General features: G+C 40.1%; 19 protein-coding genes and 7 pseudogenes. 17 read left to right on the forward strand and 9 right to left on the reverse strand.

What is annotated here, in order from left to right; translation table 11 throughout:
* The first annotated feature begins 8 nt into the window (after nucleotides 1-8).
* Nucleotides 9-116 carry a zinc ribbon domain-containing protein gene (locus BTN49_RS12025; RefSeq protein WP_223823911.1) on the forward strand — a complete coding sequence of 36 codons (108 nt, stop codon included), beginning with the start codon at nucleotides 9-11 and terminating at the stop codon, nucleotides 114-116.
* Nucleotides 117-124: 8 nt separating this feature from the next.
* Here the strand turns inward: BTN49_RS12025 and BTN49_RS14345 are convergent, their stop codons facing one another.
* Entirely contained in the window at nucleotides 125-286 is a 162-nt protein-coding gene (locus BTN49_RS14345; protein ID WP_158523777.1) for a hypothetical protein, read from the reverse strand.
* Nucleotides 287-718: 432 nt separating this feature from the next.
* Here BTN49_RS14345 and BTN49_RS19580 point away from each other — a divergent pair, with 432 nt between their 5' ends.
* The 6 genes from BTN49_RS19580 (at nucleotide 719) to BTN49_RS12050 (ending at nucleotide 4,074) form a co-directional block, all read left to right on the forward strand.
* The gene (locus tag BTN49_RS19580; protein ID WP_263364486.1) at nucleotides 719-853 is read left to right on the forward strand and encodes a hypothetical protein; all 135 of its coding nucleotides are present in this window, start codon (nucleotides 719-721) and stop codon (nucleotides 851-853) included.
* A gap of 183 nt (nucleotides 854-1,036) precedes the next feature.
* Nucleotides 1,037-1,852, forward strand: coding sequence for a ParA family protein (locus BTN49_RS12030; RefSeq protein WP_097357374.1), 816 nt, complete (start codon nucleotides 1,037-1,039; stop codon nucleotides 1,850-1,852).
* Nucleotide 1,853: 1 nt separating this feature from the next.
* On the forward strand, nucleotides 1,854-2,873 hold the full coding sequence (locus tag BTN49_RS12035) for a ParB/RepB/Spo0J family partition protein (RefSeq protein WP_097357375.1): 1,020 nt from the start codon (nucleotides 1,854-1,856) through the stop codon (nucleotides 2,871-2,873).
* 48 nt (nucleotides 2,874-2,921) lie between these two features.
* Nucleotides 2,922-3,224: a hypothetical protein gene (locus tag BTN49_RS12040; protein WP_097357376.1), complete on the forward strand. Its 303-nt coding sequence runs from the start codon at nucleotides 2,922-2,924 to the stop codon at nucleotides 3,222-3,224.
* 100 nt (nucleotides 3,225-3,324) lie between these two features.
* Nucleotides 3,325-3,615: a hypothetical protein gene (locus BTN49_RS12045; RefSeq protein ID WP_097357377.1), complete on the forward strand. Its 291-nt coding sequence runs from the start codon at nucleotides 3,325-3,327 to the stop codon at nucleotides 3,613-3,615.
* Between the two features lie 162 nt (nucleotides 3,616-3,777).
* Nucleotides 3,778-4,074 carry a hypothetical protein gene (locus BTN49_RS12050; RefSeq protein WP_097357378.1) on the forward strand — a complete coding sequence of 99 codons (297 nt, stop codon included), beginning with the start codon at nucleotides 3,778-3,780 and terminating at the stop codon, nucleotides 4,072-4,074.
* A gap of 1,115 nt (nucleotides 4,075-5,189) precedes the next feature.
* On the opposite strand, the gene BTN49_RS12055 is transcribed toward BTN49_RS12050, so the two are convergent.
* Entirely contained in the window at nucleotides 5,190-5,576 is a 387-nt protein-coding gene (locus BTN49_RS12055; protein WP_146679472.1) for a hypothetical protein, read from the reverse strand.
* Nucleotides 5,577-5,664: 88 nt separating this feature from the next.
* On the opposite strand from BTN49_RS12055, the gene BTN49_RS12060 reads away from it, so the two are divergent.
* The 5 genes from BTN49_RS12060 to BTN49_RS21485 all read left to right on the forward strand — a co-directional run bounded on the left by BTN49_RS12060 (nucleotide 5,665) and on the right by BTN49_RS21485 (nucleotide 8,852).
* Nucleotides 5,665-5,853: a hypothetical protein gene (locus BTN49_RS12060; RefSeq protein WP_146679474.1), complete on the forward strand. Its 189-nt coding sequence runs from the start codon at nucleotides 5,665-5,667 to the stop codon at nucleotides 5,851-5,853.
* Nucleotides 5,853-6,080 (forward strand): hypothetical protein, encoded by a 228-nt coding sequence (locus tag BTN49_RS12065; RefSeq protein WP_097357381.1) that lies wholly within the window; start codon nucleotides 5,853-5,855, stop codon nucleotides 6,078-6,080. Before BTN49_RS12060 ends, BTN49_RS12065 begins: the two co-directional genes overlap by 1 nt.
* A gap of 118 nt (nucleotides 6,081-6,198) precedes the next feature.
* The gene (locus tag BTN49_RS12070; protein WP_097357382.1) at nucleotides 6,199-6,462 is read left to right on the forward strand and encodes a hypothetical protein; all 264 of its coding nucleotides are present in this window, start codon (nucleotides 6,199-6,201) and stop codon (nucleotides 6,460-6,462) included.
* A gap of 1,098 nt (nucleotides 6,463-7,560) precedes the next feature.
* Nucleotides 7,561-7,911, forward strand: a complete 351-nt coding sequence (locus BTN49_RS12075; protein ID WP_146679476.1) for a hypothetical protein — start codon at nucleotides 7,561-7,563, stop codon at nucleotides 7,909-7,911.
* Between the two features lie 716 nt (nucleotides 7,912-8,627).
* On the forward strand, nucleotides 8,628-8,852 hold the full coding sequence (locus BTN49_RS21485) for a zinc ribbon domain-containing protein (RefSeq protein ID WP_223823896.1): 225 nt from the start codon (nucleotides 8,628-8,630) through the stop codon (nucleotides 8,850-8,852).
* A 1,146-nt stretch (nucleotides 8,853-9,998) separates the two neighbouring features.
* Here BTN49_RS21485 and BTN49_RS18635 read toward each other — a convergent pair.
* Nucleotides 9,999-10,118, reverse strand: a pseudogene (locus BTN49_RS18635) (IS5/IS1182 family transposase); the annotation flags it as partial.
* Between the two features lie 352 nt (nucleotides 10,119-10,470).
* Between BTN49_RS18635 and BTN49_RS12090 the strand changes: the two are divergent.
* The 3 genes and pseudogenes from BTN49_RS12090 (at nucleotide 10,471) to tnpA (BTN49_RS12100) (ending at nucleotide 11,952) form a co-directional block, all read left to right on the forward strand.
* Complete coding sequence (locus tag BTN49_RS12090; protein WP_223823894.1) at nucleotides 10,471-10,689, forward strand: type II toxin-antitoxin system TacA family antitoxin; 219 nt, start codon at nucleotides 10,471-10,473, stop codon at nucleotides 10,687-10,689.
* Between the two features lie 187 nt (nucleotides 10,690-10,876).
* A complete protein-coding gene (locus tag BTN49_RS12095) occupies nucleotides 10,877-11,260 on the forward strand; it encodes a GNAT family N-acetyltransferase (protein WP_223824075.1) in 384 nt (127 codons plus the stop codon).
* 356 nt (nucleotides 11,261-11,616) lie between these two features.
* A pseudogene (gene tnpA, locus BTN49_RS12100) lies at nucleotides 11,617-11,952 on the forward strand (IS200/IS605 family transposase).
* A 216-nt stretch (nucleotides 11,953-12,168) separates the two neighbouring features.
* Here the strand turns inward: tnpA (BTN49_RS12100) and tnpA (BTN49_RS12105) are convergent.
* Nucleotides 12,169-12,522 (reverse strand): annotated as a pseudogene (tnpA, locus tag BTN49_RS12105) (IS200/IS605 family transposase).
* A gap of 138 nt (nucleotides 12,523-12,660) precedes the next feature.
* Here tnpA (BTN49_RS12105) and BTN49_RS18640 point away from each other — a divergent pair.
* Nucleotides 12,661-13,056: a helix-turn-helix domain-containing protein gene (locus BTN49_RS18640; RefSeq protein WP_223823895.1), complete on the forward strand. Its 396-nt coding sequence runs from the start codon at nucleotides 12,661-12,663 to the stop codon at nucleotides 13,054-13,056.
* On the opposite strand, the pseudogene BTN49_RS12115 reads toward BTN49_RS18640, so the two are convergent.
* Nucleotides 12,950-15,850 (reverse strand): annotated as a pseudogene (locus BTN49_RS12115) (Tn3 family transposase). The gene BTN49_RS18640 and the pseudogene BTN49_RS12115 sit on opposite strands and share 107 nt — an antisense overlap.
* A 144-nt stretch (nucleotides 15,851-15,994) precedes the next feature.
* On the opposite strand from BTN49_RS12115, the pseudogene BTN49_RS12120 reads away from it, so the two are divergent.
* Nucleotides 15,995-16,549, forward strand: a pseudogene (locus BTN49_RS12120) (recombinase family protein).
* Between the two features lie 349 nt (nucleotides 16,550-16,898).
* On the opposite strand, the pseudogene BTN49_RS12125 reads toward BTN49_RS12120, so the two are convergent.
* The 4 genes and pseudogenes from BTN49_RS12125 to BTN49_RS12140 form a co-directional block, all read right to left on the reverse strand.
* Nucleotides 16,899-17,306, reverse strand: a pseudogene (locus BTN49_RS12125) (IS6 family transposase); the annotation flags it as partial.
* A 207-nt stretch (nucleotides 17,307-17,513) separates the two neighbouring features.
* Complete coding sequence (locus tag BTN49_RS13570) at nucleotides 17,514-17,747, reverse strand: hypothetical protein (RefSeq protein WP_146679478.1); 234 nt, start codon at nucleotides 17,745-17,747, stop codon at nucleotides 17,514-17,516.
* A 458-nt stretch (nucleotides 17,748-18,205) separates the two neighbouring features.
* Nucleotides 18,206-18,607 (reverse strand): hypothetical protein, encoded by a 402-nt coding sequence (locus BTN49_RS12135; protein ID WP_097357388.1) that lies wholly within the window; start codon nucleotides 18,605-18,607, stop codon nucleotides 18,206-18,208.
* Nucleotides 18,608-18,758: 151 nt separating this feature from the next.
* A pseudogene (locus BTN49_RS12140) lies at nucleotides 18,759-18,843 on the reverse strand (IS200/IS605 family transposase); the annotation flags it as partial.

Here is an 18,843-nt window from a genome sequence, read left to right on the forward strand (position 1 = left end):
CGTTACATATCCGCAAATGGTCGTGTCCTGAATGCTCTAGTGAGCTAGACCGCGACCTAAATGCGGCACTAAATATAAAAGCTGTCGGGCAGACAGTGTTAGCCTGTGGAGCGTAAGTAAGACTTTAGATCCTCTCGGATTTAAAGCTATACGCTGTGAAACAGGAATCCCCTTCCTTTAGGTGGGGGAGGATGTCAATTTTATGGATGTCCAGTTTCGCTTGCGAAACTGGGGTTTTTTTATTTGTTTTATCTTTATGCGCAAGGTAATCGTCTAAAGCTTTCATATCTTTTACGGGCACGAATGAGCTAAAGCAAATACTTGCTAAGTGTCTTGGCTGGACAAAAACGCAGACGCGAGGAGGAAGTGTTAGAACTATATTGGTATTAATGTAATTTACTTCAAGTATTCCAACTGATCTCTGTTGTTCCCATGTTTCGCCACCAGTAGCACTAATTTCAATTTTTTCTATTGTGGTGACTTCTTTTGTTATTGTCCCTGACAGGTTTGCAGCCCATTAAGCTGTTTCAAAATCAGCTCCCCCGTAAATAGCTTTAATTTGTGAGTTAACGTTAATACTTTGATATACATACTTTGGATTAACTGTTTGATCATCAATATTAAGCAAATCGTTTTGTGACTGATATGCCAACACAAAATTAACCCTAAATCCAACAGCAGTAGCTAAAGCCTGAGCGCTTCACCAAAAAATGCCATTATGACTCCGATTAATAATGACAACGTGATCTCCATTAAAACGAAGCAAGATGAAATTCGCCAGGAGGTCGAAGAGCAACAAGAAAAAGGTGTGATTGATCGAGCAGTGGAGGGGGTTAAGAGTTGGTTCAATTAGCGTTTGAAATTCAATGAGTAATCTGGAGTGAAGCTGTAAATATTCTAATTAGTTCATTTTCCCTTAAGTGGAAAACGTTCTTTGGAAAGCCACCATGTGGTGGCTCTTTAATGATTTTGATTAATCAAATATACTTGATTTGATGGTTTAAAGGCTTAAAATAAGTCATTTAGGAGACAGAAAATGGGTAAGGTTACTTCCGTATCTATTCAAAAGGGTGGCCCAGGTAAAACGACAGTTTGTCGTAACTTGGGAGAAGAAGTGTCTGAAGCAGGCTTTAAAGTGCTTTTAATTGATAATGATCCGCAAGGTAATTTGACCAAGGCTATTTTTGGGGATGATTTGCCGCCTGAAATAATGAAAGCGACTGAAACAGTAACTTCGGGCACTCAGAAAGTAGCGCCAGGTATGAGTAATACATATTTTCTTTATGAAAAAGATGAAATGCCTGAGCCGCACAAGGTCACAGAAAGTCTTTATATCATTGGAGCAACAAAGCATTTAGCTGAAATGGGTACTCGTTCAGTGGATTGTGTGTATGAGTTCAAAGATAAGATGGAAGTATTATCTGAAGAATTTGATCATGTTTTTATTGATTGCCCGCCAGTTGCCGGAACGCTCCAAACCGCGGCTCATGGTGCGTCAGATTACTTACTTATACCAACCGAACTTAATGAAGATAGTATCGACGGTGTTAAGCAGCAATTGGAGTCTGCGTTAGCTAATAAAAAGCGATTAAATCCTGTTCTTGATGTTTTGGGTATTTTAGTCAACGGGAAAGATTCGCATAAAATCAATATCGAAGAATATTATTTCGAAACTTTAAAAAAGTTGTATGGTGATTTAATTTTTAAATCAATTATAACTTATTCAGTTAAAGTCTCCGAGGCTCGTTCGTTTAATAAGACCGTTCGCCATCACGCACCGACAAGTGTTCAGGCTGAGCAATTCGTGGCTCTTACTAAAGAATACTTACAGCGCGTAGTGAGGGGTAAGTGAAATGTCGTCTCTAAAAGATAAGCTGGCAGCACATAGGGCCAAAAAAATATCTGTAACCGGTGATGCTGAGCGAGTAAGTAGTGTCTCTGAACTTCTGGGGGCTGATGGTGATACTGATCTTCTTGAAATGGTAGAAAAGGCTAAAACAGACGGGAGGTATTTATCTTTACCCGCTGACTCATTTTTGCCCGACCCTAATCAGCCGCGTAAAACATTTGAGCATATTGACGAATTGCGTTCTAGCATTGAAAGCAAGGGACAGTTGCAGCCAATTTTAGTGGGTGATCGCTTGCCAAGTGGTAAATATCCGATTATCGCCGGGGAGAGGCGGTGGCGTGCTATTTGTGAGTCCTCGTTAGTTTCAGAAGTGCAAGCCATTATCCGTGCAGGTGACGTTGACGAGCTGTATTTGCTGTTAATGCAAATTGATGAAAATAATCAGCGCGAACAAATACCAGCGGTTGAGAACGCTATGGCCATGAAGCGCGTTGTCGATATTTGTAAGTCTGAGGGACATGATCGGGCTTATGCAGCAAAAATGCTGAATGTTAGCCCTAGTCAACTTTCAAAGCATTTGGCGTTGATTTACGCGCCAATTGTTGTAACAAGTCTTTCTGTATATGGCGAAACTCAAGATGTAGAAGTGCTTTATAACTTGGCTAAGGCTTCAGAAATCAAACCCACAGAAGTGGCTGAGTTGATTGATGAGTGGCGCAGTGGTGAGCTTGATACAAATTTGAGAAAAGCCAGCAAGGAAATAGCTGTCGAAGCTAAACAGGCAAAGAAAGAAGGCAAGGCTCAGGTTGATAAGGATGCCGAATCTGGCAGTAAAGGTGCGAAAGAGCCTAGAGATAATGATGTACCGCCTAAGCCTAAAAAGGCTTCTGCTGTGCGATTAGGATTTGATAACGACGTATTTATGCTGACGGTTGAGGTTGGCAATAAAAAATTGAGTTTTCGAGTGGAAGCTGAAGCGGTTGTCTCCCTGAAAGGCGACATTGATAAAAATTGGAGCGAATAATGTCAGAGCAAAAAGCAACAGAGTTTTTAATTTATCAGCTACGAAGCAATGTTTGAAAAATACGAACCGATAGAGCAAAGGCTTGTAAAAGCTATGCTCAAGAATGAAATAAAACCTGATATTATCCTTCTAGGAACATCAAGAGGGTTTGAAGTATTCATTCGACATGGGAAGAAATTATTCCGGCTCTACACGCAGCGGAAATCACCTAGAGTTTTTCGTTCACCAAATACAGCGATTAATTTTTTGGCTGAGCTGGGTGCAGAACGTATTGTGATTGATTGTTTGAATAATTGGAAACCTGACAGTTATATCAATCAGAGCAGCCGTCCTAAAAGAATATATAAATAATAACAGCTAACCGCCATCACAGGGGTATGCTGATTTATTCTTTGATGAATATGGTACGATAAATGAAAAAATAACGTGTATTTTAACCTTCTTTGCTCTTTTGGTAAGTGCTTCAACATTTGCGTTTGTTAAGTGTGAGCCTGAGTTAATTAAGGGGATTCAGGTTAAGAAAAATGGGGAGGTCAGATATACATCGCAAAATGGTATTCGTCGTCTTGCGGCAACACTAGAAAATCCAGTAGCATTACAAGATGTAATTCAAATTTTACTAAAAGCCATTGATCGAGACTACTACGTTCAGTCTGCATTCCCTGATGGATATACCTGTGATTCAAGTAATACAACTACAGCTGCTGAATGGATTTATGTTCAAAATCCGCATAATCGATAAAGTAATTATTAATTATTAATCAATAAGGGAAGGCAGATGGCAGAGCAGGATATTGCAAGCGTTAAAATTATAAGAGTTTGTTTTGTGTTTCTTTGCCTTCTGTTGGTTTGTAGTTATCATATCCCATATGAAAACTGAAGAAATCGATAGGCAAGCCAGAAAGTGAATATAGAAACTACCTCAAAACCACTCGATAAAAATACGCTTGATGAATTGATACGTTACTCCGATTATGACGTGCATATGATTTTGCAATACACGCCCGGAGAAGGGAAAGGTGTATATTTAATTTACGCACAATATCACAATGAACAAGTAACCAGGCAAGTTTATACTCAGCGCAATACCCCTCGAAATTTTAAAGATATTAAACGTGCAATTGATTGGGGCAAGAGGATTGTGTTTGTAACAATCACTCTTACTATTGACTACGCTGTTTATCCAGATCCGGCTATATAGGTTGCTAGCTTTGCACCTTCAAATCGTTTTTGCCTATATTCATGGGCACGATTACGAGTGAATGAGCATCTCTAGCAGCGCGCAACAACTTCACATTCTCGTAAGTGAACGCCCCAGCAGTGTCATATAAACAAAAATCGGTAGCATCGTTTTGTATCAACGTAACATGTTACTGTCAACTGAGACTGTGTGCCCAAGACGTTGGAGTTCCTTCGAGGAATATTCACATAGTGTAGACTTTCCAGAGCCACCTTTTGTGTTAAAGAAAATTAAATGTTGCATGCACGAGCCTCTTTCTATCAGCCATTCACTGTATAGCATACATAATTATTAATTAACAAAGAGTCTTGTTTAACTTTACCTCTCGTAAAGTAAAATAGCACGTGCGCGTACTCCTACCTTCCTGCGCTATTTGCTCCTTGCTTTTTTTGCAATTATTTTTTCGTGCAAAAAGAAACGTACACAGGCGTTATCACTGGGGTCTCGAGGGTCTAGACACCCAAATAAAAACTGAAAAAAGTGCGTAAATTTGCAATTTTTTGCAAAAATGCAGGTCAGCAATGGAACCAGATATCACTCCAACTCATTGATATTATTAATATATTCCCATTTCACGTCGCGTTTCCGGTAAAAAACCCGCAAAATTAATTGTCGTGGCAGCGTGAATAACTATATGTTTTATAAGGGTTTTTTGAAAAATATAAGCAAATAGAATTGCAAAAAATTGCACAGGGAATTGAGATTTCCTTGCATCGAAAAAAGAAGATTCCAAACAAATAGAAAGCCTTTGTCACGCGTTTTACGTGAGATTTTCCTGAAACAAAAGATATCAACAATTATTAAGGGGAAACAATTAATGAAAGACTTATTTAAAGAGAGATTATTTGGCGGATATATAGGGGGGTAGCAACGCCTTAATCGGAGGGTCATTCCGACTATTGTGGATAAATCAATATAGGCTCTCAGAAAACAGGGGAATTGGTACGATATCGACGAGGCAATAGCGACTAAGATGCCTGTAGATGCCTTTTTTACGGGTTTTATGCGTGTTTTTGCGCGGTTTTTTTAACAGACGTGACGAGGCCTAGCCAACAAAGACTATCCTAAAATAAGGTCTATGCAGGTAAGGGGGGGGCGTCCATGCCGACTTTGACACCTAGTCCCATGCGGTAAAGCAGTGAATTCGCGAGCTTGATGCTCAATCTATCATCCGTGTTGATATGCCAGCCTTTCGCATTGAAACGTTTTCGGAGATTTTTGGCTATATATGCTAAGCGCGAAAGAGGTGTCATCGCTGATAATTTCACCCTGTAACTTGAATTCTTCTGGGTATGTCTATGTTCCCAGACTCTCCGTATGTTGTTTTTACAATATTGTCGAAGTGCGCCCTCCGCATCGTAACTTTTTGCTTTGTTTTCGCAGCGCCGTTCAGTTTCATACGTCCGCAACCGCTTTAGCTCTGCGTCGACTAATACGCGCATAATGACGAGTTCTTTTATCATCAAATAGATTGTTGATTTGGACACCCCAATTTCTCGGGGAATTCCTACGGCTGCATTCCAAGTATCTAGAGCAAAAAAAGGAACGAGTTTGGCTAAAGAGGTTAGAGCTGCCGTTTCTGAGTACGAATTACCATTACTTGATGGCACTATCCATGATAGAACCATTTTTGCTAAGGCTTTATCTGATGGATTTACGTCTTTGGATACAGATCCAAATGGTGTGGCTAGTTTAGAGATAAGGCATATGGCTAAGCAAATTATTGAAGGATTTAAATAATGATCTTGAAAATAAAAAAAATGGGTCAAGGGCATCAACATCCAAAAACAGATGATATGATAAAAATCATTGAAAAAGAGAACAGTATTCGATTGAACGCAAATGTAGCAAAAAGCTTTTATCGATCAGTAAAAGACTTTGCGAATAAACAAGATAAAACTGTAACTCAAGTTGTAGTGAATGCACTCATCGAGCACATGAAAAATCATGAGAAACTCAGTAAATGAGTGTGATATAGATGAATGAAGGTTCTCGATCAAGTGATCAGACCTAACCGAGCGGAACATAACGAAAAGTAAGGAACGATATGTACGCATCAGATCGTAACACACGAGGCATAATCCCGTGCACCAATTAACAATACTGGCGGTTATGCCTGCCTCTCACGTTCTCATCTGGCTTGAAAGCAAGCAACCTTGGTTTCGCCTCTATAGCATGAGAACTTTTGCAAAATGGCTTAATCAGTCTCTGACGTGGCAGGAAGAAGCGCCCAATGATATTGGTTATTTATTTATATCCCAAAGACCACCTGCACCTGCTGCTATAATCGTTGTTGAGGGGAGAAAGAGTCTAACTTACCGTCTTAAAAAACCTGATAGAACTGTCTAGAATTAGCGAAGTTTCTTATGAGTGGTTAATTCATGGACAAATTAGTGACAATAGCTATCGAAGATAGTGAAATATTAATGGATCAGTACTAACTTTATTCATATAGATCAAAGACGTGAAAAAATCATTTTTGCATGACGAGTATCTTGTGATTCTATGGAAGCTGCTATCTTTAACAACGGGATTTTATTGGTTGATATATCAGAGATGAAAATAATTAACGGAAGGGTATTTGTTTATTAGCTCGAAAGAGGCTACGGGTTAAACACATCAAAATTAGTATTAACGGACTGATAATTAATAGTTTTAATGCGCTATGTAAGGATGAACGTATATCACACTCAGATTACAAAGAAGCTAAAATAATAGGTCGGATAATTTACAGTATTAATCGACTATAAAGCAATACTTTCATTGTTCTTTTAACCTATGCTAACTACAATGGATGCAGATTTTAAACAAGAGTGCATTACATAGCACATTACTACATAGTTCATTATGTAGTGTATTTTTTAAATTTAGAGTGTGTTGGAACTCTCATTCCAGCTAATCAGCATTCGCAAAATGCCGTCTTTCCTACAGTAGGGCGGTTTTTTTGTGTACAAAATACAACGCCTTGATCTTTTAGATTCTTTCCGATATGGTGAGTGTTCAATGTTTGGACTGAGAAACCAAATATCCCTGAAATCTGTAGGAAGTTGCACCATGCCCTTATTACCATATACTCCGCTGTGTGAACTATAACCAGACCAAATTTTAATCAATACCCCTCCTATCTTTGGATAACGAGTGTCGGTGATTGTTTAAAAGGCGTGTCTGATGAAAAACGTTAAGCTATTCACCCCCTCTTTAGGTAAGGTTCTACGTGATTGGCCTTTGTTCGTCTGTGTTATTCATAGGGGTGCAAAATGAAAAGACATCGCCACAAGCCGCATCCACGAATTAGCACACCACACGACCGTCCTAGAGTCGATGGATTCGCAATTGTGCAAACTGCATATCAAGGTATTAAGCGCCGGAGTGATCCCCAGCAGTGTCCTTCGAGAATCATTCATTAAAGTCAAAGCGTTACGCGATGACTACAGATCCCTATCCTCAATGACCGTCCTAGAGCAGCAACAAGCCGAGTTATGTCTGGATTACTTACAGACGTTTGGCATGAGCGATCTTGCGAGAATACGTGATGGTAACCACTGGTTAACGCACTATCAAAAACGAGTCTTGTTAGCCGTGTGTGATTTCATTGACGATCCATTACGTTGTCATCGAGGGTTATTAGCTCCACTGCAGCAATATAAAAACTTACTGAAGAGCCTTCAAACTAAGCAACATGTCCATTTAATAAAAGTGGTCACTGTACTTATCAGTTCAATGAACATTGAATCGCGGACGATGGGTAAATACTCGAATAAATACCAACCCGCATTGTACGACAACAACGCGTCTTAAACTGTTTAGAGGGATCACCCACGCTGAACTCAAAGGAAAAGATAGAACTCTGTGGGAGCAAGATATTAGCAAAGGTATCTATGACAATTGCATCAAGATGTTAAAATTTGCAGGGTTCCTAGAGATAGAGTCGTGCTAGCTATCGAATGATGCCGGTGATATTAAATGACAAGAACTTAGAGAGTCTGGCGCATGCTCTGAAACGGCATTTAAGAGGTTTACTCCACCGTTTAAACAAGTCTTTGCATTTATGTTAGATGCCGAAGACATGATCAAATCAAAAATAAAAGCCTTTGCCAAGAGCGCAGCCAGAAAGTTGTCATCAGCTTACGCGACGTATTCCCCTTTCTCAGATAGCTTTTAGACGCGGAAGCGTAACGACTTTAAACAATGGAAAAATAGCCGCAACAAGTACCCTCAAAGTGTCTCAGTGATGGGCGTATATAGAGATCCAATACCCATTCATTAACGCCCCTTTTAAAACCATGTCGCTTAACTGCAGTATTTTGCGTAGCTGTTTGTTATCCCCTCACTTTTTTGTGCGTCACTAAGGTCATTTTTATCCGGAATCATGAACCGTTATCATCAGCTAGACGAAGATCTTGTTGTTGTATATATCTGTGTACGTTCATATAGTAATAACATTGTGTATAACAATTTAATTTAAGGTAACGTAAAGAGGTTAAGGAAGAAGGCGGGATATCTTAGCTTTTTACATAAAAAGATGTTGTGAAGTTAAAGTACAAGAAAAAAAGCAAAGTAAGCACATTTTGAAGCTCAATCAATGGTATTTGAACTCTAAAATATGCCACTGCTTCGGTCATAAAATGGAAGAAATATCTGTATCAGTTCGCAAATGGGATTACCATCCTTGCGGCATTCTGGATATAGATCGAGACTTAAATACTGCTCTTAATATCCGCGATAAAGCGTCTGATTAGAAGCAGATGAACAGTCGTTTCTGCTTATGGAGACTTCGTAAATCGGTCATGTATTTGATAAGTTTATTTCCGTCTAGAACATGGATTTTTTCGTCGTTATAAATCCTGTTAGGGAACAGGATATTTGCAGTAATAAACAACTGGATTACAAATCGTACTAAATAAACAATTCAACTTGTTAAATACAGGATCCATAAATCTGATATCGAATTGCGGATAGCGACATAAGAAGCATTGTTAGATCAAGAGCGGTGAGTAATCATAAATAAAAATTTAAAGCGCACTTTCCGAATATTGACAAAACACGGAATGATAGTCCGTCATTTGAATAAATCGGGCTGAGCAGTTTCTTTTGTGGGCGCGTTATGTCCGGCACTCTCTCTCGCCATACGTATAAAATTACAGGGCTTATTTGCGTGCCATTGCATGAACTAAGATACCTGATTATTGCCACCGTATTTCGTCACAAATTCGGCTAAGTTGATCTATTCATTTTCGCACAACGGTGGTGGTAGAACACATTTATAACTTTCGCTTAATATTTCAGCAGATAGGAACTTTCTTCAGCGGAATAACTCCAATTATGCTCTGCATTGTAGTGATTCAGGCACTACTTCTGTCGAACGTGAATGTACACATCTCTCTGGTTAGCGATCCTGTTGAGACATTCAAACTTATGCTTCAAGATATACCTAACCTGCTTTGGTCAGTCATATAGGGAAACAATAAATGGCATTTGGCGATTACGCCTCTGATTTACTTCTACTGTACTCCAAGTAATAAAGACTTTAAGAATACGCTAAAAAGCAGCATCAATTGCGTTGCAATGCTTATCATTGTTTTTGCAGCAACATTTATGCTCAGTCTCTTGAGTGACTTATCCACAAAAACTGTGCATAACAAGCTATAAAGTGACGTGGAGGGAAGCAAAGCGTAAAGACGGCGGCAAGGCCGCACAGGATGGGAATGCAAAAAGGCATCGCTTCGCTTCCCCATCCGACATTCGAACGTAGGCGATCGAATGTCCTCCTTAAAGCAAGAATGCGAACGTGGTGAAGGATGTCAATAAGTCCAACTTATTATTGGATGTGTGAATTTAATTAACTGCTGTCTATACTAATGAGCTTTTGCGATAACCTCTGTCATTTTCCACTCAGTCAGTTTGGCCTCTTTCAACACCTTTACAGTTTCATTTCTAGGATTCCCTTCCTCCCAGTACCCCGCGTTACTTCGAGGTGGAATATTTGGTATTATTCTTTTGTTTTTCGTACCAAACAAAAAATGTGTTGTGCATGAGCCTTGTAGGGTTATGCACATAAAGACAGCCACTTTCGAGACAGTAACATCAATGGTGCGAGAAACATATTACTTAAACCTTTAACAAGGTAGCTTGTACCTTACTCATAATAAAAAATGTTCCGTTAGAATCTAGCCGTAATGAAATAACTGCCGAGTATTTTAATTGACAACTATAGTTAACAGACACAAAATAAATATGTCCAGTAAAGTGTCGCACACAGAGTTGAAATGATGAAAAAACGAGCACATTAATATGCTCATATTCAAATTAAAATTTAAAGTAGGAAAAACATGAAACCGTCTTAAGGCGGATGATTATATGTCTGCACTCAAAAAAGAAAGGGTGGAATACCGAATTACAGCAGAAGAAAAATCAATACTTGAAAAAACAGCTATTCTGTCGAGTACCACTGTGAGTAGGTTCATCTCAAAAACAATGGCACAAAAAGTCGAGACTGTAATCTTACAACGTAAGAGATTACTTGTTCCTCATGAACAGTGGGGAAAACGGGATGTTTGCGCTAGAAAATCCACCTGAAGCGACTGGCTGAATTAATGAAAGAGATTCTTGGTGCGGCTATGGAGGAAACGTGGAAGGTAACGGTAAAACGGTAAGTTTAGAGCGATACGACGCCGACACAGCGTATAATTTAGAGGACTTTGATTGTGATGTGCCACATCTAAACGAATTTCTTTCAAAAAAAATGTGTAAAGAAGCCAGAAAAATGATTTCTGTTCCCTACCTTTGTGTCATAGGCGACACAAAGGTAGTTATTGGCTACTTTACACTGAGCAGTGGTAGTATCGAGCGAGACTACTTAACACCGAGGCCACGAAAAGAAGTTCCGTACAGTACCGTTCCTTGTATTTTGCTCGGACGGATTGCGGTGTGTAAATCGGCGCAAGGGCATGGACTCGGCAAGCGCCTGCTAGGAAAGGCTATACAACAAGCCATTGTCGGTTCTCAGAGTGCCGGTGTTTTTGCGATGGCTCTGCGAGCAGAGGAACATAACTGGGATTTTTATAAGAAAGCTGGATTCATACAGTCGAATAGTGGTGATCGAACAACTTTCTTCTACTCTCTCAGGCAAGCCGAACAACACATATAAAGAATATATACCAGTGATCCAATCACTTGACCAATAAGGTATGACAAAATAGAAATCAGCGTTTGTCCTTTCAGCAACCTCCTCATGCTCGGAGAGCTTTGTATCGTTATCTGACGTTGAGGTTCTTGTTTTAATTCACTTCTTTGAATAAATAATCGCATTTCTTGATTTGTTAACTGACTCCTAGGCTGTAGAACAAAGTTATAAGACTCGGTATACCTATTCGACAGCAGTTGAAGCTCCCCTAGCTGAAGCTAGGGGAGCTTCAAAGAAAATAGATTACATAATAAAAAGCAAGTTAGTCAGTGCATATGATATACGTAGATACAGTTGCTGTTCTTTAACACTTACACGTCGTGTTTGTAACAAAATACAGACGTAGCGTTCTAGGTGATTCACACCGGCTCAATCTTGAAGTGATATTTAAAGAACTTTGCTTGGGGTTTGATGCCGAGCTTAGTGAATTTAACGGGGAAGGTGATCACGTTCACTTGTTAATCTCAACATCACTAAAAACTTTCAGTTTTGCGAAACGTGTTAACTAACTTAAAGCCGTTAGTTCTAGAAGACTTTGACGGGAGTTTAATGATATTGAGGGTGCGTTTAGCCAAAATATTCTCTGGAATCTAAGTTATTTTTCGGGAACCTGCGGAGGTGCTTTGTTAGATGTGATAAAACAATACATCCAGTAACAGGATAGGCCGCATTAACGTCTTTGACGCTTAAGCAATTCCCCCCCTTCCTCCAAAGGAGGAAGGGCTCTTTCCTAAAGTTGGTGAAAGGGTCTAACTTACTGTCTCAAAAAAACCTGAGAGAACGGTCTAGAATGGGAGAAGTTTTTATCACTTAGCCGTAAAACCCCGTTATTTATGGCGGGGATGTAAGGCATTACGGCGTAGCCGTAAATATTACTTAGGGCGATTTTGTTGCTCTATATATTTGGTTAGAATTTCAAGGCTAGCCTCTCCGCACGACCCTGCAAAATAACTTGGCGACCACAAAGCACCTTTCCATAAGTAACGATGAATTTCAGGGTAGTCCTTCCTCATAAGCCTAGAACTAACCCCTTTCAATGAGTTAATTAACTTACTAAGTTGCACTTTTGGAGGATACTCAACAAGTAAATGAACGTGATCTTTTTCACCATTAAATTCAGTTAAATTAACCTCAAAATCCTGACAAGTTTCCTCTAATATTATTTTTAGCTAATTTAGCATATCGTCATTAAACACCTTTCTTTTGTATTTTGTGATAAAAACCAAGTGGGCATGTAATGCACTTACGCAGTGCCTACCTTTGCGTACTTATTGTTCATTATTGTGCGTCATTATTTAACTAGATCAAGTATCACTTTTGATTTAAGATTCAGTAAAGTAACACTTAGTTATAAATACGACCAAATGAAATTAATCGCATTCAAATACAGGTTTTACCCAAATAATGAACAAGCACTAATACTTGCTCAAACGTTTGGCTGTGTTCGATTTACTTATAATTCAGCTCTAGGTTTCTCAAAAGAACAATATAATTTAGGTAAAAAAACGAACTATAACGATTGGAGTAAAAACCTAACGTCACTTAAAAAGAATACTGATCTTTCATGGTTGAGGGACGTTTCAAGCGTCCCATTACAGCAAGCGTTAACGCTTGCTAAGAGGGGTAGACAGGGAATTAGTAAATTATCCTACGCTAAGGGCTTGGCCAACGGTACTCTCCAGTTAATGCAATGTGCTCCCAGCCCAAGGGCGATATATGCTGAAGAAGCTTGTCATCAACCTCTATACCTTGTTTTCTAAGGGTTTCTACTGCTTTTTCCAAGTAGATTGTATTCCAAAGAACAATTGCCGCTGTGACTAGATTTAAGCCGCTGGCGCGGTAGCGCTGTTGCTCAAAACTACGGTCTCTAATTTCACCCAGTTGGTTAAAGAAAACGGCACGTGCAAGCGCATTGCGAGCTTCACCTTTGTTTAAACCCACTTGGACTCGTCGTCTGAGCTCCGGACTTTGAATCCACTCCAGCATGAATAACGTACGCTCAAGCCGCCCAAACTCCCTTAGCGCGAGTGCTCGACCGTTTTGCATCGGGTAACTTCCTAGCTTGCGCAAAATTAGAGACGCGGTCACAGATCCCTGTCTAATTGATGAGGCAAGCCTTAATATGTCATCCCAATAGTCTTCGATGAGTTTAATGTTGAGTTTCTGACCTATCATTGATGACAATACTGGAAGATCCTTTAAAATCGAGGCTGAAACAAATAGCCGCTTATCATTTAGATCTCTTATCCTTGGGGCAAAGCGAAAGCCAAGTAAATGGGTTAGCGCAAACACATGATCAGTAAACCCAGCCGTATCGGTATAGTGTTCCTCTATTCTGAGTTCAGACTCATGATAGAGAAGCCCGTCTAACACGTGGGTAGAATCACGTATTGTAGTGCTAATGTTTTGAACATAGTAAGGAGCGTATTGGTCAGATATATGAATATAAATCTGTGAACCTGCTTTTTGACCATATTTAAGATTAACCCGTCCACCGTAACTACCACGAGCACCAACCTTAAAATTTTGGCCGTTAGATGACGATATGGTGCCATCCCCCCAAACATCAGAATATGGGTGACGTGACTGAAAATTAACTATCTCAGATAACGCCCCCGAGTACGTTTCATCTCTGACATACCCGGCTTGAAGCCAAGCTAGCTTAGAATAAGTGGTGCCAGGGCAGGTCTCAGACATTTTGCTTAAACCTAAGTTAATAGCATCTGCCAAAACCGTAGTCAGTAGCGATGTTCTGTCGGGCGCTTCTTTGCCTGTTTTTAAGTGGTTAGACTGCTTCGTAAAGCCTGTCCACTGGTCAACCTCTGCCAACAAGTCAGTGATTTTAATGTGTGGTAAAAGCCCTACAACCTTTGAAGCTAGAAGTTCGGTCTCATACGGAACAAGGCATTTGAGCGATGAGACCCGCAAACCACTTTCAGAGATTAAGGCATCCGGTAATTCGCCCTTAGAAGCTAAGTCATTGATAATTCCTAAGTTTTTGTTGAGTATCAATAATCGCTCTTCAAGATAGCTCTCGCATCGAGGATCAATACTAACAGGTAAGGAGCGGTTCTTTTCCAGATTACGATATTCTGCTAGAGGCATCATATAATCATCAAAGTCCTTGAATTGACGCGAACCGGTAATGTAAATATCCCCTGATCGTAATGCGGCTTTCAATTGAGTTAACGCGCATATTTCATAGTAGTGTCTGTCGATAAGACCGTTGGTTAATACTAACGGTTTCCAGCGTTTAGGAATAAATTTTAACGGGGCATTGCTCGGCACACTACGTGTGTTTTCATTATTCATCTGCTGTATTATTTTTATTGCTTGCAGCAAATCAGAGGCTGATGGTGCCGCCTTTAAATTGAGAAGATTCAACATGGCCGGTGTATAGCGCCGTAATGTTCGATAGTCATCGGCTACAAAGTGCAAAACATCATAGTTGTTGCTAGTAGTAAGTTGTGTGGCCTAGCCAACGCTATTTTCAAACGGGCTCCATGGCATTACATTTTCTATTGCATCAAATGGGTTCATCCCTTCCCGTTTAGCCGTGATCAGCGCTTGCCCTATTTTCTGGAACTAATTGAGCTGGTGATGAATATCTTTTGACGACTGCTGTAGCTTCTCTGTTTGCGTTCGTTTTGCTTTATTGAAAATCTGGTTAATAAAGCGATCATGTAAATCTACTATCTGATCTATCAGGGTTGCGCGAGCCTCAACTGCAATTGCAACTAACGTGGCATAGCGTCTGTTCGATTCGAATTTTGACAAATCCTTAGTAGTCATCTTCCCTCCCTTACGGGAGATTTTTAACAATCGATTTTGATGTATAAGTCGGCCTAAGCCATCAGGCAAATCAAGACCTTCAACGACAGAAAGTCGTTTTATGTGTAATAAGATATGTTTTGTATTTGCCTTCAATGGAGGTTGGCGCAGCCATACTAGTGTCGAAGTATGAGTTTTATCATGATGATCTAATAAACTGTTTAATGCTGTTTTTTGATTTTTAGTCAGTGCATTTGTAAGTGTCGAATAAACCCGCTTGCGTCTAGCAGTTAATGATTTAATACAAACACGCTCAATGACCGAAATCGAGGGAACCAAAACTCCCTCTTAGCGAAGCTAAATAACCATGGCTCTAGCCAGTTTTATGCCTTTATCAGTTCGAGTTGCTAGCTCTGTTAAGTATTCAGTCACTCTTTCTCGGAGAACTGTTGTAAATGGAGTTAAATCGAAAAATTCATATAATTCCTTAAAGTGCTCCCATCGAGTTGTTGGTCGTTCACTGTAATCGTGCCACTTACTCACATCCATCTTAAGATTCTTGGCCACCATCGTAACTAAATTTGCGTTAGGCATTACACCAACTTCGATTATTGCACCAGTGTAATCGAGATAACAAAGCTGAAGGACAAACCCAAGTTTGTTTGCATCACCTCGTCGTTTATCGATGAGATCTTTTTCTTTCTGTGTGAATGACGTTAACCGAATTAGCGTCGATTCATCGCCAGGAATACTTTTTAGCTCCTCACGCTCTAGTTGAACAATGGTTGTTTGCGTGGCATGCAGACTTTCCTCTATTGTAAAAACATTCGTTTGTGCAACGGTTATTAACGCAAGGCAGAATAAAGGTTTGCGCGCTGCACAAATGTATTGCAAAATAAAAACAAATGGCAACAGGTTATCGCAACAATGAAATGTGGTTACGCACGAATATCAACTCAAGATCAAGACACCCAAGTACAGGTAGCAGCGCTCAAGAGCGCTGGGTGCAAACTGGTCTTCGAGGAGCAAGCCTCTGGCGGCCGCTGGGATCGACCTGAGTTACACCGTCTGCTTGAGCAATTGCGCCCCGGCGATACGGTGGTAGTTTAGAAACTAGACCGACTATCGCGGTCGTTAAAAGATTTACTAACGATCTTAGAAAAAATAGAAATTGCTGGAGCGACCTTTTTGAGTCTCACAGAATCAATCGATACCTCAGTCCCTGCGGGACGTATGATGATGCAGATAGTGGGTTCGTTTGCTGAATTTGAACGAGCTATGCTTCGAGAACGTACAAAAAATGGTCTAGATGCCGCCAGAAAAGAAGGGCGAGTTGGTGGGGGTCGGCCGAAACTAACCAAACAACAGCAAGACGAAATAGTCTCATTGGTTACGTCTGGTAAAAAAACAGGCGCTGATGCGGCTAGGTTGTTTCAAGTACATCCGTCTAGAGTTAGTCGTCTTTTAGCAAAAGATAAATAAATTTTACCTGTACCATCCCCGAACTTTTAAAAAAGCTAGGTTTTAAGGTTGGCGATTGAAGAGAAAGTACGTGTTATTTTGTGTTTTTAAATCCTTAACGTAGGATAATTTACTAATTCCCTGTCTACCCCTAAAAAGGCATTGAAGCTCCCCTTGCTGAAGCAAGGGGAGCTTCAATGCTGCGAGGCATAATGTGCATTTCTAAGCTGCCTGTGCGGCAGTGAAGGGTAGATAATATAGCGGTAGTGCTTATTTTTAAAGAGCTGGGATGAAATTAAGCAGAAAAACCCTATTTTTTTCGCTTAATTTAAACCATTAAAAATCAATAGGTTAAGAATATGCTAAAAAACAGGGTGTTAGGCTGAGTGTCTACATCATAGTATCTTAGGCACCGTTTCAAGAACTGATAAGCCGCGTTTTTATTACGTTTTTGGGAGAAATAGAAGTCCAGTGTCTCGCCTTGCTTGTTGATAGCTCGATACAGATAATGCCATTTCCCTTTCACCTTGATGTAGGTTTCATCGAGCTGCCACGAAGGATCTGCTCGGATGAATTGATGGCGACGTAACTTCTTGCGTAATGCTGGGGCATATTCCATGAACCAACGATAAATGGTCGAGCGGTTAACCGAAACCCATCGCTCTGCCAGCATGTCGCTGAGGTTGGCGTAGCTCATTGGGGTCGAACCATACCAGCGCAGGCACCAAAGAATGATTTCAGGAGCAAAGTGTTTCCATTTGAATGCGGGATTGGTCATTGAGTCACTAGATCAGAAAAGACAGAACTAAATTCTGAGTCTTGGTTGATTTTTTTGCAACAAAGCCGCTTTTGGTGATTAGATATTTATCTAGAGGTACACCGTGTGTTTTTGATAGCTGATGCAGCAGTGTTAGCCCATCAATATTGTTTTTTATATACCTAACGTCAGGTAACAAACGATTTGTAATATCGTATTGAACTTGACTTAGTCGGTCGCTTGATGCTCGTTTGACGTGAGTAGGGCTTTGATCTCCTGAGTGTCGTTTGATATTGGCAAGAGCAGCTCTGATAGCTCGTCTGTGATGGAGATTTCGGACTCCTGATTTAATGTGTTCCCTATTTCGTTGAGCATTAAACAGATGTTTTGTAGCAACTCTGAGTGTGTCGCTAATATCGTTGAAACTTGCTCTTGGTAGGTCTGGCTGTCTTTGTTGTTCATGTTCGATCCTTTTTTCTGCAAGAAATTGTTGTTTCAGCTCAGGGGTTAGGTTTTTGTAGGATTGGCGATTTCGGCGATTGACGTATCGCAATTCATAAGCGCGGGTGTTGTTCCAATGTTCTAAATCTTTATTATGCCTTGGACTAGCTTTAAACTGACTTTCGTCATTCTCTCTATATAGATTGTATTGGTTATCCAGTAGCTTTAACTTTGCTGCTTTTGGTAGAGTGACAAACTGAGGTTGAAAGACGTTGTCTTTTAAATTTACACCTCTTTTTTTGCTCTGGTGAACGAATGTTCAAGTATTCGTAGTCCTTGCCTTCATTACGTACTGTGATTTCAAATCCTTTCGCTTCGAGCTTTTGAGCAAACTCATGTCTGCTAATGATGTTACCTTCAAGGAGTACGTCCAACGCTTGGTTTTTTGTGGCGCGACTTTGCGCGGAAAAAATATCGATTTAATGGCTACTAATGGTTGTGGTAAATGCGGTTAGCACATGATGTTTTGGGCTAGCAAGCTGGTACTTTTCGTTAGTGATTTCTTGGAAGGCATCAATAAAATGCTCATTTTTTCTCACTAAACCAAAAGGCTCTAGCCTTTTGCCAGAAGCTAAATTTTTTTCAGGAATTATCACATGGATATGTGGTTTCCGCTTAACGGTTTCACCTGTTGATTTGTCAATGTACGTTTTGATTTTTGGTAGATGAGCTTCGGCGTAGAAGGATAACTCTTCATCCAGGTATGCCATCATTGCAAAATCTTTAAATTCTTTAGTTATAGCCTTTAAAGTATCTTCATCTACGTGATCTTCTTTGAACGATAATGTGATGTGCATATACTTTTCACCCTCAGTTTCCATGTTCTAAATGATGATGTCTATTAGCTCTAAGTCACCATCGAGGACGATTCGTTCATCGAGTTCATCCCTTGAATAATCACCAATATCGCCGTAAACCCTCGCCCAATGCGGGCGGGGATATAAGGCGAACTCCCGTAGGGAGTTAAAATGCTCAATTCAGTGTGGATTGACTGTTCACGTAAGCTTTTAACGTCTCTATTGTTGCACCTCCGGCAGTGCAAGCAAAATAAGAGCGT

The sequence above is a fragment of the Candidatus Enterovibrio escicola genome (assembly GCF_002464935.1).
Lineage (GTDB): Bacteria > Pseudomonadota > Gammaproteobacteria > Enterobacterales > Vibrionaceae > Enterovibrio > Enterovibrio escicola.

What these genes read in the sequence shown, in the direction of transcription:
- BTN49_RS19580 (WP_263364486.1), top strand. Translation starts at nt 719, where the DNA reads ATGACTCCGATTAATAATGACAACGTGATCTCCATTAAAACGAAGCAA.
- BTN49_RS12095 (WP_223824075.1), top strand. Translation starts at nt 10,877, where the DNA reads ATGATTTCTGTTCCCTACCTTTGTGTCATAGGCGACACAAAGGTAGTT.
- BTN49_RS12090 (WP_223823894.1), top strand. Translation starts at nt 10,471, where the DNA reads ATGTCTGCACTCAAAAAAGAAAGGGTGGAATACCGAATTACAGCAGAA.
- BTN49_RS12040 (WP_097357376.1), top strand. Translation starts at nt 2,922, where the DNA reads ATGTTTGAAAAATACGAACCGATAGAGCAAAGGCTTGTAAAAGCTATG.
- BTN49_RS12030 (WP_097357374.1), top strand. Translation starts at nt 1,037, where the DNA reads ATGGGTAAGGTTACTTCCGTATCTATTCAAAAGGGTGGCCCAGGTAAA.
- BTN49_RS12065 (WP_097357381.1), top strand. Translation starts at nt 5,853, where the DNA reads ATGATCTTGAAAATAAAAAAAATGGGTCAAGGGCATCAACATCCAAAA.
- BTN49_RS12135 (WP_097357388.1), bottom strand. Translation starts at nt 18,607, where the DNA reads ATGGAAACTGAGGGTGAAAAGTATATGCACATCACATTATCGTTCAAA.
- BTN49_RS18640 (WP_223823895.1), top strand. Translation starts at nt 12,661, where the DNA reads ATGAAATTAATCGCATTCAAATACAGGTTTTACCCAAATAATGAACAA.
- BTN49_RS12055 (WP_146679472.1), bottom strand. Translation starts at nt 5,576, where the DNA reads ATGATAAAAGAACTCGTCATTATGCGCGTATTAGTCGACGCAGAGCTA.
- BTN49_RS13570 (WP_146679478.1), bottom strand. Translation starts at nt 17,747, where the DNA reads ATGAACAACAAAGACAGCCAGACCTACCAAGAGCAAGTTTCAACGATA.
- BTN49_RS12035 (WP_097357375.1), top strand. Translation starts at nt 1,854, where the DNA reads ATGTCGTCTCTAAAAGATAAGCTGGCAGCACATAGGGCCAAAAAAATA.
- BTN49_RS12075 (WP_146679476.1), top strand. Translation starts at nt 7,561, where the DNA reads ATGACCGTCCTAGAGCAGCAACAAGCCGAGTTATGTCTGGATTACTTA.
- BTN49_RS14345 (WP_158523777.1), bottom strand. Translation starts at nt 286, where the DNA reads ATGAAAGCTTTAGACGATTACCTTGCGCATAAAGATAAAACAAATAAA.